12 protein-coding genes are annotated in these 12,922 nt (G+C 48.7%); 7 read left to right on the plus strand and 5 right to left on the minus strand.

The genetic code is table 11. The features are described from left to right. Positions 1–28: 28 nt before the first annotated feature. Complete coding sequence (locus tag SPL68_RS03120; protein ID WP_323813606.1) at positions 29–646, minus strand: PEP-CTERM sorting domain-containing protein; 618 nt, start codon at positions 644–646, stop codon at positions 29–31. 228 nt (positions 647–874) lie between these two features. Here SPL68_RS03120 and recQ point away from each other — a divergent pair, with 228 nt between their 5' ends. Both recQ and SPL68_RS03130 read left to right on the plus strand, forming a co-directional pair. Next, on the plus strand, positions 875–2,680 hold the full coding sequence (gene recQ, locus SPL68_RS03125) for a DNA helicase RecQ (protein WP_323813607.1): 1,806 nt from the start codon (positions 875–877) through the stop codon (positions 2,678–2,680). Position 2,681: 1 nt separating this feature from the next. Beyond that, a complete protein-coding gene (locus SPL68_RS03130) occupies positions 2,682–4,349 on the plus strand; it encodes a histidine kinase N-terminal 7TM domain-containing diguanylate cyclase (RefSeq protein ID WP_323813608.1) in 1,668 nt (555 codons plus the stop codon). Positions 4,350–4,381: 32 nt separating this feature from the next. On the opposite strand, the gene SPL68_RS03135 is transcribed toward SPL68_RS03130, so the two are convergent. Both SPL68_RS03135 and SPL68_RS03140 read right to left on the minus strand, forming a co-directional pair. Further along, a complete protein-coding gene (locus SPL68_RS03135) occupies positions 4,382–5,155 on the minus strand; it encodes a hypothetical protein (protein WP_323813609.1) in 774 nt (257 codons plus the stop codon). After that, entirely contained in the window at positions 5,152–6,060 is a 909-nt protein-coding gene (locus SPL68_RS03140; RefSeq protein ID WP_323813610.1) for a LysR family transcriptional regulator, read from the minus strand. The genes SPL68_RS03135 and SPL68_RS03140 overlap by 4 nt, the downstream gene beginning before the upstream one ends. 140 nt (positions 6,061–6,200) lie before the next feature. On the opposite strand from SPL68_RS03140, the gene SPL68_RS03145 reads away from it, so the two are divergent. Further along, positions 6,201–6,956 (plus strand): SDR family NAD(P)-dependent oxidoreductase, encoded by a 756-nt coding sequence (locus SPL68_RS03145; RefSeq protein WP_323813611.1) that lies wholly within the window; start codon positions 6,201–6,203, stop codon positions 6,954–6,956. Positions 6,957–7,012: 56 nt separating this feature from the next. Here the strand turns inward: SPL68_RS03145 and SPL68_RS03150 are convergent, their stop codons facing one another. Together SPL68_RS03150 and SPL68_RS03155 are read right to left on the minus strand one after the other, a co-directional pair. Further along, positions 7,013–7,873: a PA4780 family RIO1-like protein kinase gene (locus SPL68_RS03150; RefSeq protein ID WP_323813612.1), complete on the minus strand. Its 861-nt coding sequence runs from the start codon at positions 7,871–7,873 to the stop codon at positions 7,013–7,015. A 147-nt stretch (positions 7,874–8,020) separates the two neighbouring features. After that, a complete protein-coding gene (locus SPL68_RS03155; RefSeq protein ID WP_323813613.1) occupies positions 8,021–9,973 on the minus strand; it encodes an alpha/beta hydrolase family protein in 1,953 nt (650 codons plus the stop codon). A gap of 248 nt (positions 9,974–10,221) precedes the next feature. On the opposite strand from SPL68_RS03155, the gene SPL68_RS03160 reads away from it, so the two are divergent. The 4 genes from SPL68_RS03160 to SPL68_RS03175 are packed head-to-tail and all read left to right on the plus strand — an operon-like array spanning position 10,222 to position 12,911. Then, positions 10,222–10,566 carry a PepSY domain-containing protein gene (locus tag SPL68_RS03160; protein WP_323813614.1) on the plus strand — a complete coding sequence of 115 codons (345 nt, stop codon included), beginning with the start codon at positions 10,222–10,224 and terminating at the stop codon, positions 10,564–10,566. A 25-nt stretch (positions 10,567–10,591) separates the two neighbouring features. After that, on the plus strand, positions 10,592–10,900 hold the full coding sequence (locus SPL68_RS03165) for a PepSY domain-containing protein (RefSeq protein ID WP_323813615.1): 309 nt from the start codon (positions 10,592–10,594) through the stop codon (positions 10,898–10,900). After that, entirely contained in the window at positions 10,900–11,583 is a 684-nt protein-coding gene (locus SPL68_RS03170) for a response regulator transcription factor (RefSeq protein WP_323813616.1), read from the plus strand. The genes SPL68_RS03165 and SPL68_RS03170 overlap by 1 nt, the downstream gene beginning before the upstream one ends. Further along, positions 11,580–12,911 (plus strand): ATP-binding protein, encoded by a 1,332-nt coding sequence (locus SPL68_RS03175; protein WP_323813617.1) that lies wholly within the window; start codon positions 11,580–11,582, stop codon positions 12,909–12,911. The genes SPL68_RS03170 and SPL68_RS03175 overlap by 4 nt, the downstream gene beginning before the upstream one ends. The last annotated feature ends 11 nt before the right edge of the window (positions 12,912–12,922 follow it).

Here is a 12,922-nt window from a genome sequence, read left to right on the forward strand (position 1 = left end):
TACAGCTATAGCCGCATGAAAAAATAAATCAGGCGCGCTTAGCTTGACGACGAGCCAAACCTAAACCTAACAAGCCCAAGCCCAGCAGTACCAAAGAGCCAGGCTCTGGTACTTCTTTCACGAGCGAAATGTTGTCGAGCAGAATGCCGATGTTATCGCCGCCAGCGTGGTTGAACACGATGGAGTTGGATTGCTCAGCAGTCAGGGTGAAGCTACGGGTAATGGTAGTCCATGGAGCTGAGCCGACCAAGTTGAACGTCTCGGTGAAAAAACCACCCAGAGATACCAGCATGGAGTCAGTGCTGTTGTTGCGTTGGTTGCCAGAAATATCGAAGCTCAGGGTGTAGTTGCCTGCGCCCAACAGCAACAGGTTGCTGGTCAGTACACCTGCATCACCGCTAGAACCGTCCAGATCCACACACTTGCCGCTGCCGCCTGCACAGGTGAGACCCCATCCGTTAGGAGTGTTAATTAAATCGACACTACCGTTACTCACACTCCACTTGGCAAAGCCGGTGTAGCCCAGGGTTGAACCGGCAAGTTCGCTTTCAAAGTTGTCTTGAAAGATCACGCCAGCTTGAGCGCCAAAGCTCATTGCGCCCAACAAGGCCGCAACGATCAAACCTTTAATAGATGTTTTACGCATATTAAATTTATTCCGTAAGGTTAACTTGCTATAAAAATAAGGCAATTTTGACGCCAAAGTTGTAAGTGACTGATATTTAAGTGATCTGCGTCTCATAAATTTCGAAAAGTGTAAAATATTCCGACACAAAGGATAGGCTGAGCACAGACCCTTGGAGCTAGGTATACTCGCAGCCCTTTACAGCATCGAAATGCGGATAGCTGCCGGTCAGGATTTAACCTTGCGCCCATGAAAACCCCTCTCTCAGTTCTACATTCCACTTTTGGATACCACGAATTTCGCGGCCCGCAGGCAGCGGTGATTGATGCCTTGGTCGCCGGTGAAGATGTATTGGTACTTATGCCTACCGGCGGCGGCAAATCACTCTGCTACCAGATTCCGGCACTGGTGCGCGAAGGCGTGGGCATAGTGGTATCGCCATTAATTGCATTGATGCAGGATCAGGTCAGCGCTCTGCGCGAATTGGGCGTGCGCGCCGGTTTTTTAAATTCATCGCTCAGCGCGCAGGAAATGTGGCAAACCGAATTGGCTTTGCAGCGCGGTGAATTGGATCTGCTCTATGTTGCGCCCGAGCGACTAATTCAGCCGCGTACCTTGGAATTATTTCACCAGATAAAAATTTCGCTCTTTGCAATCGATGAAGCTCACTGCGTATCCCAATGGGGGCATGATTTCCGTTCCGATTATTTAAAGCTGGAATTGCTGCAGCGCGAATTTCCGCAGGTGCCGCGCATTGCTTTAACGGCTACGGCAGATTTACGCACGCGCGATGAAATTGTCGCGCGGTTGCAGTTACAAAATGCGCAGCAATTTATCAGCGGCTTTGATCGCCCCAATATTCAATATCGCATCGCGCAAAAAAATAATCCCAAAATTCAACTCATGCGTTTTTTACGCGATGAACAAGCCGGAAATTCGGGCATTGTGTATTGTCTGTCGCGCAATAAAGTCGAACAGATTGCGGACTGGTTAGCGGCGGAAGGTTTTACTGCTTTGCCCTATCACGCTGGACTCGCCGCCAATATTCGCCAAAAAAATCAGGAGCGATTTTTACGCGAAGACAACATCATTATGGTGGCGACTATCGCCTTTGGCATGGGCATAGATAAACCCGATGTGCGTTTTGTCGCGCATCTGGATTTGCCCAAAAGTATTGAAGCCTATTATCAGGAAACCGGTCGCGCCGGTCGCGATGGTGAAGCGGCAACGACTTTGTTGTTGTACGGATTGGAAGATGTGGTAAAGCTGCGGCAGATGATGGCGCAGAGCGAAGGCAGCGAAGAATTTAAACGCAACGAACAACAGCGCTTAAATGCGATGCTGGGTTTATGTGAAATTACTTCCTGCCGCCGCCAAAGTTTATTGCGCTATTTTGGCGATACACTCGCGCAAGCTTGCGGCAATTGCGATTGCTGTTTAACGCCGCCGCAAACCTGGAATGCGACAGAGGCAGTGCAAATGGCGCTCTCCTGTGTGTATCGCACTGGTCAGCGCTTTGGCGCCAGCCATGTGATCGATGTACTGCGCGGTAGCAACAATGAAAAAATTCTGTCCTTCGGTCATCAGCAATTAACTACCTACGGTATTGGCAAACATTTAAGTGCAGACGAATGGAAATCCATTTTTCGCCAATTAGTCGCGCGCGGTATGCTGGATGTAAATAGCGATGGTTTTGGTGGTTTGCTATTAAATGAAAGCTGTCGCGCTTATTTGCGTGGTGAAGAAGCTGTTTATTTACGCCGCGATACCAAACCTACAGGCAATACACCGCGCCGGGCGAACTTATCCCAATCCATCGCCAGCGAAGATCAATCACTGTGGAATGCATTGCGCTCATGTCGCAAACGCTTAGCGGAAGAACAAGGCGTTCCTCCTTACGTTATTTTTCACGATGCTACATTGCGCGAAATGCTGGAATTCCGCCCACTTACAGCGGAACAGCTACGCACCATTACCGGTGTGGGCGAAAGCAAATTAAAACGCTTTGGCGATGAATTTCTCGCGGTAATCCGCGGTGCGGAATACGGCGAGTAATATGAATTTATCTGCGATTTTGGCGTTGCAATTTAATCTGCCGGTAGCCATTACTTTATTGGTCTGTGTGGGTGTTAGTGGATTGGCGCACTGGGTAAGCCGCCAACCGCAATTTCCCGGAAGAATGACCTTTGTGTTTATTCACTTGGCCAGTCTTTGGTGGATGCTCGCTGCTGCGTTGGAATTGGCAAGCATTGTGCCCGAGCGAAAAATATTTTGGGCATCCATGGCCTGGCCAGGCATAGTCGCTACTCCGACAATCTGGATGTTGTTTTTATGGCAGTACGTTAATAGTTCGGATCGCTCTCCGGCTAAACCTATATTAGTCGCGCTAACGCTGGCGCCATTATTATTTTGGTTTGCCGCGCTAACCAATCCATCGCACCAATTATTTTATAGCCCGGGTACTGCACCGCTGAGTGATGAAGTGGGTGCTCCTATACGCTACCTGCATGGCCCCTTGTTCTATGCCGCGGCGGTTTACGTTTATATCTGTATGCTGTTTGCGTTAGCGCTGGTGATTCGTGCAGCGCTTGGGCATAGGGGATTATATCGTCGCCATTATTTAGCCTTTGTCGCGGTAACGACTTTGCCTTGGGCGGCCAATATCAGCTACGTGGTGTTCGGAAAAACTATTTTTGGTTTTGATCCAACACCCTTTAGTTTTGCATTTACTCTGGTGGCGTTTGCCTGGTTAATTATGGGCGTACGCTTGTTTGATATTTTGCCTATTGCACGCCATTTACTGTTAGAAGCGCTGCCCGATCCGGTAGTAGTCGTTGATCGTCAGCAGCGAGTGATAGATGCCAACCCCGCTGCACTGGCTTTGGCGGGATCACCGGCAAAATGGCAGGGGCAAGCGCTGACAGAGTTGCCACTACTGGGCGCTGCCTTGAGCAAACTTCTCGCGAGCGAAATTGCGGGCGATACGCTCGAATTATTTACCTTGAATGATGGCCACTATTATGAATTAACCCTGAGCCCAATTATTCGTAAACGCAGTGGCGAGCCTTTGCTGCTGGGGAGTATTCTGTATTTGCGTGATGTCACCCAACGCCATTTAAGTGAGCGAAAATTATCCGAGGCTTTGGCGCTCAGTGAAGAGCGGTTGAAAACAATTAGCAGTCTGCATGAATTACTGCGCGAGCAAGCGCTGCGCGATCCACTTACTGGTTTGTACAATCGTCGTTATCTGAATGAATTTTTTGCGCATGAAATAGCGCGTGCGCATCGCCATCAAAACCCTATCGCGGTGGCCTTGATCGATCTGGATCATTTTAAACAACTCAATGATACCCACGGCCATTTGGTGGGCGACGATATCTTAAAAGCCGTCGCCAAATTTTTGCTCGATAATTTGCGCATATCCGATGCCGTGTTCCGCATTGGCGGTGAGGAATTTCTGCTGGTGCTTCCCGGAGTTGTTGCAGAGGATGCGCTGAATAGGCTGCAAAAAATGTGCAGTGATTTTGCCACTACCGCCATGCACCATCGAAACGGTGAATTGCTTTTGACGTTTAGTGCGGGGCTTGCACTCTGGCCTGCTGATGGCGACAGTCTTGATACCTTGATAGAGGGAGCCGATAGCGCGCTTTATCAAGCCAAAGCGGCGGGACGCAACCGTGTGCACTTGTACCGCGACGCTACAAATAATCAGTCATCAATATAAGCGCCTGATACCTTGAGTGCCCATGCTATTTATTAAACTGAGTCATAAAACGAAACTAGCTTTTGTTTTTGCAGTTTAAGAATCCATCCTGCCCATAACAGCGTCGCGACAATAATTACTGATCCCATCGTAAAACAGCCATTGGCAATAGCATGAGTGTGCTCAAGCGCATTCATCATGGTTAATAAATTTCCCCAGTCGTGGGATTCTTCGCCACCGCCGCCCACCAGCGGCAGTGCGCGGTATTCGGCATCGGCAATATAGGGCGCTAAATCGATAAAACTCTGTCCGCACCACCAGAGCATAATACTGCCGGCAAACGTATCGCGCTGTTTAAACACGAATACACACAGGCATATCAGCGGCAGAAAAATCTGAAATAAACTGCCGCCGAGAAACATCATAAAGGTTCCAAACGGCATAAATAATAAATGGCCAAATTCATGAAAGGGCAAGTTGATATTGTGCATAAAGGAGCCACCAATTTTTTCCCAATCGACGCCCGCCGTGATGAAATAACCGCCCCAAATGATAAATCCAATTAAGAGCGCAACACGCGTCCAAAAAGCACCCGGATCAATTCGTTCTGGCACATATAAAAATGCAGCGCTAATTTTTTGGCGAAGGCTTTCACTGGCTTCATATTCAAATTCAGTTGATGCGATATCTTCCGTTTCTGTATCTGGCTGCGGAGTTTGCTTGGCAATAAATTTGCTGTAGACGATACCGCAGCTGGGGCAAATATCCGCATGAATATGCTGATCAATTGGCTGCCGCTGGTAATGGCATTTAGGACAAATATTCATTGGTTATCATCCACATATTCAGTTAATACTTTGCATGCCCAATCCATAAATACCTGCACGCGGCGCGACAGGTTGCGGCGATTGGCGTAAAGCAGCGATACCGGCATGGAGCGCGCGCGATATTCTGGCAATAACGCGATTAATTTCCCCTGCTGTAAATTTTCTTGCGCGCCCACCCGCGGGATTTGCGCTATGCCAAATCCTGCGAGGCAAGCGGCAGTATAAGCATCGGAATTATTCACCGTGATATTGCCGGCCATAGGTAAAAATTTCACATCACCATTTTGAGTGTATTCAAAACCAGCCGATTTGCTGCCAAGTGTAACGACATAGTGAATTAATTGGTGCTGCGCTAAATCGTCGAGCGTTTGCGGTGTTCCGCAGCGCGCGAGATAGTCCGGACTGGCGCAATTGATTAATTCCAATCGCCCAATCGGTCGCGCGATTAATGATGAGTCGCTCAACTTGCCTACGCGAATCACACAATCAAAACCTTCTTGTACCAAATCGACGCGCCGGTCGGTGCTGCTGATTTCAATTTGTAACTGCGGATGCTGCGCGAGAAATTCCGGCAGGCGCGGCAGCAGTTGATTTTTGGCCATAGCGCTGGGCATATCGATGCGCAAGCGCCCGCTCAGATTGCTCGCGCCCTGCTGAAATAGTCCCTCCATATCATCCATATCGGCGAGCAAATCCTTGCTGCGCTCATAAAAAATCTGGCCATCCAGCGTGAGCTGTACGCGTCTTGTAGTGCGGTGTAACAAGCGTGTACCGAGCAGGCTTTCCAGTTGCTGCACGCTGGTAGAGATACTGGCTTTGGGCAGGCCGAGGCTATCGGCCGCCTTGGTAAAGCTGGCGAGTTCAGCCACCCGCACAAAAATATTCATCGCATCCAAACGGTTCATACAAGTCACCATTGTTCAGTTATTGCGAACAGTCTAATCGCGAATTGGCGATTTATCTAAAAATATCTGAGCAATAGACTGGCTCCACTGACACCAAGTCGTTTTTAAACCTTCACCTCGACCTCAATGGAGAAATGGATATGAACAAGATTGCATTAGTCACTGGCGGCAGCCGCGGTTTGGGCAAAAACACCGTATTGGCCCTGGCCAAACAAGGTGTAGACATTGTGCTCACCTACCAAAGCAAACAGGCAGATGCAGACGCGACAATTGCAGAGGCCAAAGCCTTGGGTGTGAAAGCCACGGCGCTACAACTGGATGTGGGCAACAGCAAAAGTTTTAGCGAGTTTGCGCAGCAATTAGCGAGTGTTTTGGAATCGCAATGGCAGCGCAAAGATTTTGATTTTCTGATCAATAACGCGGGCATAGGTGCCAATGCGCCTTTTGCGGAAACTACCGAAGAGCAGTTTGATCTACTGATGAATATTCATCTCAAGGGCACATTTTTTCTCACGCAAAAATTACTGCCCCTGCTGAAAGACGGCGGCCGCATTGTGAATATCTCCACCGGCCTCACCCGCTTCACCCATCCCGGCTATTCCGCTTACGCCTCGATGAAAGGTGCAATTGAAGTGTTGAGCCGCTATATGGCCAAAGAATTAGGCGCGCGGGGGATAGCAGTAAATGCGGTGGCGCCGGGCGCAATCGAAACCGATTTTGGCGGCGGCCGTGTGCGCGACAACGCTGAACTCAATCAGCAACTCGCGTCTATTACTGCGCTGGGACGCGTAGGTGTGCCAGACGATATAGGGCCGATGATTGCGTCGCTGGTATCCGAAAGTAACCGCTGGATTACCGCGCAGCGTATTGAAGTTTCGGGCGGGATGATGGTGTAAAAACGGATAAACACGAGCGATAACTTTATCGCTCGTGTTGTTTTGATATGTAAGAATTAAAACTCCCCGTCCCGCGCCATGCGCTCGCGCTCTTTACGGTCTTCCTCTTCTTCTTTGGCGTGTTCGATGATGCGCATCATGGTGGCGAGATCAGCTTCCACATTGCTCTCGGCGAATTCGCCGGTGAGTTTTGTGTCGGGGTGGAGATTACCGTGTTCGTACAAGTTCCAGATTTCTTCTGCGTAGTGAGTGACGAGTAAATCCGGTGCGTATTGGCCGAAGTAATCGCGCATGTTGTTTACATCGCGCGTAAGCATCATTTTCGCGCTGTTGTTGCCAGCGGCATTCACGGCTTGGGGTAAGTCGATAACCACCGGGCCTGCGTAATCTACCAGTACATTAAATTCCGACAGGTCGCCGTGGACTAAACCGGCACAGAGCATACGCACAATTTCAGTCATCATCTGCGCGTGATATTCGCGTGCGGTTTCCGGGTCAAAGGCGACGTTATCCAAGCGCGGTGCTGGTTCGCCCTCTTCATCAACCACCAACTCCATCACCAGTACACCATCCACAAACCAATAGGGTTTGGGTACGCGTACACCGGCATCGGCCAGGCGATAGAGCGCTTCTACTTCGGCGTTGAGCCAGGCTTCTTCGGCCTCTTTTTGACCGTAGCGAGTGCCTTTGGCCATGGCGCGGGCGCGGCGCGAATTGCGCACTGTGCGCCCTTCCTGATATTGCACGGCCTGCTTGAAGCTGCGTTTATTGGCTTCTTTGTAGACCTTGGCGCAGCGCACTTCGTTGTTGGCGCTGACCACAAAGACTTGCGCTTCTTTGCCGCTCATCAGGGCATAGTAGACTTCGTCGATCAGGCCATCATTGACCAAGGCGGCAAGGCGATTGGGTATTTTCATGTGAGTCTGGGGTTAAGGCTAAACAGGCTGCGCATAATAACATTCATAGGCGACCAATATAAAAAACAACGTAGGATAAAAAAACAGCGCAGGCTTTCGGCTGCGCTGTTTTTTTATCGACCATGTGTATGGCGATTAAATGGCCGGCTAGATTGGCAGATACTTTTTCAAAAACGCATCCATCGCCTCAAAGGTTTGCTTGCGATCAGGGTAGTAATCCAGATAGTGAGTACCATCGGGCAGCTCGATGTATTCGTAGACCTTTTTCTCGTCTTTGAGTGCATCCGCCATGATGCGGCTTTGCACCACTGGCACAGTGGTGTCGTCTTTGCCGTGGATTAACAGAATCGGGATTTTGACTTTCTCGGCCATGCGCACTGGCGAGGTTTCTTTTAATTGTGCTTTGTCTTCACCAAATTGTTTGCGCGCGATATTTTTGTTGGTGAAGTTGCGATAACTATCGCGCATCCTGACCAAGTCAGACATACCTGCAAAACTGATCGCACATTGGAACAAGTCCGGTGTTTTGGTCGCGCCCATAAGCGCGGCATAACCACCGTAGCTGGCGCCGACGATGCAAACTTTCTTCGGATCCGCAATTTTTTCTTTTACCAAATAATGCACGGCATCTTCGAGATCATCTTGCATTTCCAAACCATAACCGCCAACGGCTTGCATCATAAAATCATGGCCGTAACCCGATGAACCGCGGAAGTTTGGTTGGAAAACAGCGTAACCGCGATTCGCCATAAATGTAGAAAACATATCAAACTCTTTGCCATCTTCGCTCATTGGCCCGCCGTGGGGCAGGATAATGGTAGCGGTGGGTTTATTGGCAAATGTTTTAGGCAGAGATAAGAAACCTTCCAGCTCCAAGCCATCGCGAGTTTTATATTTGTGCAGCTGTTTCTCTACCAAAACCTCGGGAGTAAGTTCCGGGTAGACATCGGCAATTTGCGTAATCGACTTTTGATCGCGGTCACCGTACATATAGGTGCCGGGGCGGGTGGCATTGGTGGTATAGACGATGTAGCGGCGGTCGTTGTCGCTCATGCTAATCAAGTAGTTGCGTGTATCTTTCAGGGCTTTGTCCAGACCAGCCTGAAATGCTTGGTATTCAGGATTCCAAAATACGCTGCGAGATGAGCCATCGTTGTAATACAGACCCACCACTTCTTTCAGAGCACGCGAGTAAATTAAACGTCCACCTACATCGTAATTTTCATCGCTAAGAATTAATTCTTTTGGCAGATCGGGCTTGGATAAATCCACTTTATAAAGTGCTCTGCGGCCACTGTGATCAGCAAAAATATAAAGATCATTAGGGTTATGGCCAAAACCAGCGATATCTATATCCGGTTGATCAAACACAACATATTCCCAAGCCGTCACCCATTTATCAGTAGCGGCATCCAAAATTTTGTAAGTGACTGTGCGGGTTCTATCGTTGTAGTGCTCGCCAATGCGCACATTACCCGCGCGATCGGCATACCAGGAGCGAACCGTGTTTGAGTGTTTTTTTACTCGTTTTAATTTGCCGGTGTAAACATTGGCTTTATAAACCGTTTGGTGATCCCATACTTCGCGATCAACACTCAGCAAAATATGCTCCGGGTCATCTGGTAAGTAGCTGATAACGTTATCCTGAAATTGACTAACAAAATCTGCATCATCATCTGGCTTTACCAGCGTAATCATTTTACTGGGCTTTTTCGCATCCACCGCGAGCAGGCGCGTCTGCATATATTTAACGCCGTTCGTTTGGCGGCTATCAAAGCGCAAGCTCATGATCAGACGTTCGTTATTGGCCCAGCTTACCCAGTTAAATTTGAATTGTTTGTTATCGGTTTTGGTGGGATAAAACGTTTCACCAGTTTCAATATTCAGCACCATTACGACTGTATCGGGGCCAACATTTTTTAGCGCTAACAAATGAGTGCCATCGGGTGATAGCTCGATATCTTCAACCAATTCACCTTTATAAAAGGTTTCCAGCGGCAATTGATGGTTGACAGGTTTGGCAGCCAACACGGCAGGTGCTATGCAGGTTATGGCAAATAAGCTCGCCGCCGCTGTGCGGAACAAAAAGGATAGATTCATACTGGTTTCGCCCTGAAATTTCTCTGTTATTGGTTTTACGCTGCAGGTCGGGCAAATACTCCCAAATCCATCAGTGCAAACGGGGCAAAATCCCGCCCCGCGCGCAGTATCTACAAATGCAAAATCGGCGTCAAATACCTAATTTTTGGCAAAAAAGGTCAAATTACTAAATTAAGTTTGGTTTAAGTGAAGTGAATTAATCTGCCCAACGTAAAGACACTATTCAGCTACTACTGAGGAATCACATTATGAAAACCTTTACTAAACTTGCGTTGTTACGTGGATTGCTACGTGGATTGTTGACTGGATTATTTGTTGGCTCAATTGGCCTTAGCGGTGCGACTTTTGCGCGTGACCTGGGGCCGGATGAAGCACTCAAGCTGCGCGACTCTGGTAAAATCCAATCCTTTGAAAAGCTCAATGAAATCGCACTTGTGCAACATCCGGGTGGAGTGATTCGCGAAACCGAATTGGAGAACGAATACGGCCGCTACATTTATCAACTGGAAGTGGTTGATGCTAAAGGTGTCGAGTGGGATCTGGAATTGGATGCAACCAGCGGCGAAGTATTGAAAAACCATCAAGATGATTAATCGCTAACATATATTTATGAGAGCAATGCACACCATAACGCGTTTACTGATTTATTTTTTTCTCGCCGCGCTCACTCTTGGGGTCAGCGCGCGCGACCTTTCGCAAGATGAAGCCCTACGCCTGCGCGAGCAGGGGCGCATTATTCCATTGGAAAAATTATTGGAATTGGTTGCGCAACGTCATCCTCAAGCGAGTTTGTTAGAAGTGGAATTGGAAGAGGATGACGATATTTATATCTATGAAGTTGAATTGGCCACAAAGGATGGTGTGATTCGCGAGTTGGAATTTGATGCGCACACCGGAACCATTTTAAAAGATGAGGAAGACGATTAATGCGAATATTAATCGTAGAAGATAATGTTGCGCTGGCCGATGAACTCACCGCCGATTTACAGCGCGCCGGTTACGCCGTGGATTGGTTGGCCGATGGCCGCGATGCACTGCACCAGGGCGCGCATGAGCCTTACGATTTAATTCTGCTGGATTTGGGTTTGCCCGGAAAATCCGGTTTGGATGTGCTGCGCGAATGGCGTGCAACAGGAATGAATCGCCCGGTATTAATTTTGACCGCGCGCGATCACTGGGCCGAGCGTATCGATGGTTTAAAAGCCGGTGCGGATGATTACCTCACCAAACCATTTCACCCGGAAGAATTGCAATTGCGTATTCAAGCGCTGCTGCGCCGTGCGCACGGGCAAGCGAATCAACCACAATTGGATGTTGCTGGTTTGCAATTGGATGAAGCACATCAAACTGCCATTAAAGATGGCAATGCAATTGAATTAACTGCCGCCGAATTCAGTTTGCTGCGTTATTTTATGTTGCATTGCGGGAAAATTATTTCCAAAAGCCAATTGAATGATCATCTTTATGACGGTGAAAGTGAACGCGACTCCAATGTCATCGAAGTACATGTGAATCATCTGCGCAGCAAGCTGGGTAAAACCGCAATCGAAACCAAACGCGGTCAAGGCTATCGCTTTGTGGGTATTGATTCGGATGCTGCCAATTTATGAAGCGCGTGTTCAACTCAATTCAACAGCGGCTGAGCATCAGTTTGATCAGTGTGCTCATTGTTGTGGGTTTGATATTTGCACAAACCAGCCTGTGGTTATTTGATCAAGGGCTGCGTCGCTATCTTGAAAATCATCTGCACGATGAAGCTGAATTATTGGTTGCCGCACTTGCACGCGGTGCCAATGGTATTGAGCTTGATCAACAGCATGTTTCTGCCGCTTATCATCGCCCTTTCTCCGGCCATTACTTTTGTATCCACTTGGATGAACAACAATGGCGTTCGCGCTCGTCATGGGATTACGATTTGCCTGAGCCAAATCAGCCCGGCATGGTTGAGGATTTAATTGATGGCCCACAACAACAGCAATTGTTAATTGTGCGCGCGGATTATCGTCGCTACGGAAAAAATATTCTCATCGTTGTTGCGCAAGACTACACACCTATGCTCGATAGCTTCCAGCGTGTACGTTGGATTGGCGGTGGCTTTGGCTTGGGTGCATTAATTTTAGTGGTGTTATTGCAGCGCTATTTTGTAGCGCGCGCACTGCGACCTTTGGAAAAAACCCGCGCGCAAATAGCGCAATTGCAACAGGGCCATAGAGCCACACTCGATGCCGATGTGCCGCAAGAATTACAACCCTTAGTGCAGCAAGTAAATCATCTGTTACAGCACACCGAAGATACCCTCGCACGCTCGCGCAATGCCTTGGGTAATTTGGGGCACGCGCTAAAAACACCTCTAGCTGTGTTATTTAGTTTAGCCAATCGCAACGAACTTAATGATCACACTGAATTGCGCAATCAGTTGCGCGATCAGCTCGGCAATATGCAACAGCGCATTAGCCGTGAACTGGGGCGAGCGCGTCTTGCGGGCGATGTGTTGCCCAGCGCTTATTTTGTTTGCGCAACAGAGTTGCCGGATTTGGTTGATACACTGAATCAGATTCATGGCCGTCATCTAACAATTAGCTGGTCGGCGAGTGATGATTTGCGTTTGCCCTGGGACAGGCAAGACATGCTGGAGTTGTTGGGCAATTTGCTCGATAACGCCTGCAAGTGGAGCAAGAGCAAAGTCACGCTTAAACTGCGGCAAGATGGTGATCAATTTATTATTGCCATTGATGATGATGGACCGGGCATAGCGCCAGAGTTGCGCTCGCAAGTGCTCAATCGCGGCATTCGCATTGATGAACAAGTGCAAGGGCACGGACTGGGTTTGGGAATCGTGCGCGATATTGTTGAGCACTGCAAAGGCAAAATGCTGTTGCTTGAGAGCGAACTGGGCGGTTTACAGGTTATCATTAGTTTGCCGGCAGCTAATCGCTAGATATTTTTTGC

This window comes from Cellvibrio chitinivorans (genome assembly GCF_035117775.1).
GTDB classification, from domain to species: domain Bacteria; phylum Pseudomonadota; class Gammaproteobacteria; order Pseudomonadales; family Cellvibrionaceae; genus Cellvibrio; species Cellvibrio chitinivorans.

Bases quoted from the DNA above. Each gene is read 5' to 3' on its own strand.
- SPL68_RS03120 (WP_323813606.1), bottom strand. From the start codon at position 646: ATGCGTAAAACATCTATTAAAGGTTTGATCGTTGCGGCCTTGTTGGGC.
- recQ (WP_323813607.1), top strand. From the start codon at position 875: ATGAAAACCCCTCTCTCAGTTCTACATTCCACTTTTGGATACCACGAA.
- SPL68_RS03130 (WP_323813608.1), top strand. From the start codon at position 2,682: ATGAATTTATCTGCGATTTTGGCGTTGCAATTTAATCTGCCGGTAGCC.
- SPL68_RS03135 (WP_323813609.1), bottom strand. From the start codon at position 5,155: ATGAATATTTGTCCTAAATGCCATTACCAGCGGCAGCCAATTGATCAG.
- SPL68_RS03140 (WP_323813610.1), bottom strand. From the start codon at position 6,060: ATGAACCGTTTGGATGCGATGAATATTTTTGTGCGGGTGGCTGAACTC.
- SPL68_RS03145 (WP_323813611.1), top strand. From the start codon at position 6,201: ATGAACAAGATTGCATTAGTCACTGGCGGCAGCCGCGGTTTGGGCAAA.
- SPL68_RS03150 (WP_323813612.1), bottom strand. From the start codon at position 7,873: ATGAAAATACCCAATCGCCTTGCCGCCTTGGTCAATGATGGCCTGATC.
- SPL68_RS03155 (WP_323813613.1), bottom strand. From the start codon at position 9,973: ATGAATCTATCCTTTTTGTTCCGCACAGCGGCGGCGAGCTTATTTGCC.
- SPL68_RS03160 (WP_323813614.1), top strand. From the start codon at position 10,222: ATGAAAACCTTTACTAAACTTGCGTTGTTACGTGGATTGCTACGTGGA.
- SPL68_RS03165 (WP_323813615.1), top strand. From the start codon at position 10,592: ATGCACACCATAACGCGTTTACTGATTTATTTTTTTCTCGCCGCGCTC.
- SPL68_RS03170 (WP_323813616.1), top strand. From the start codon at position 10,900: ATGCGAATATTAATCGTAGAAGATAATGTTGCGCTGGCCGATGAACTC.
- SPL68_RS03175 (WP_323813617.1), top strand. From the start codon at position 11,580: ATGAAGCGCGTGTTCAACTCAATTCAACAGCGGCTGAGCATCAGTTTG.